1 protein-coding gene is annotated in these 512 nt (G+C 37.9%); it reads left to right on the top strand.

Annotated features, from left to right (window positions below):
• Positions 1 to 200: 200 nt before the first annotated feature.
• A partial coding sequence (locus IE313_RS36780; RefSeq protein ID WP_506005239.1) for a beta/alpha barrel domain-containing protein occupies positions 201 to 512 on the top strand: 312 nt, incomplete at its 3' end.

Here is a 512-nt window from a genome sequence, read left to right as displayed (position 1 = left end):
CTAGCTTGGTGTAACTCCCAGCGTCTGGCTTTTCTAAAATCTCTTGGGCTTTTTTAACCCCTTTTTCTAAAAGACTAATGATTTCTATAACGATGTTTGCATGCTTGCCTTTAAAATGTTTGTAATCCATAAAAACCCTTTTATGATTTGATTAAAGATGCTAATATTTTACTTGAAAACATTGGAAATAGGGAAGTATTTTGAAAGTAGCCCCGAGCCTTTTGAGCGCTGATTTTATGCATTTAGCCAAAGAGATAGAGAGCGTGAGTAACGCTGATTTTTTGCATGTGGATGTGATGGATGGGCATTATGTGCCTAACTTGACCATGGGGCCTGTGGTTTTAGAGAATGTTACCAAAATGAGCAAAGTGCCTTTAGATGTGCATTTAATGGTAGAAAATGCGAGCTTTTTTGTGGGATTATTCGCTCCTTTAAACCCGCAAATCATTAGCATTCATGCAGAAAATGAAAAGCACCCCCACATGGTGTTGCAACTCATTAAAAATTCAGGC

The sequence above is a fragment of the Streptomyces sulfonofaciens genome, assembly GCF_014656295.1.
Lineage (GTDB): Bacteria > Actinomycetota > Actinomycetes > Streptomycetales > Streptomycetaceae > Streptomyces > Streptomyces sulfonofaciens.
Note: the sequence above shows the minus strand (reverse complement) of the source record. Positions and strands in the feature narration are given on the sequence as shown.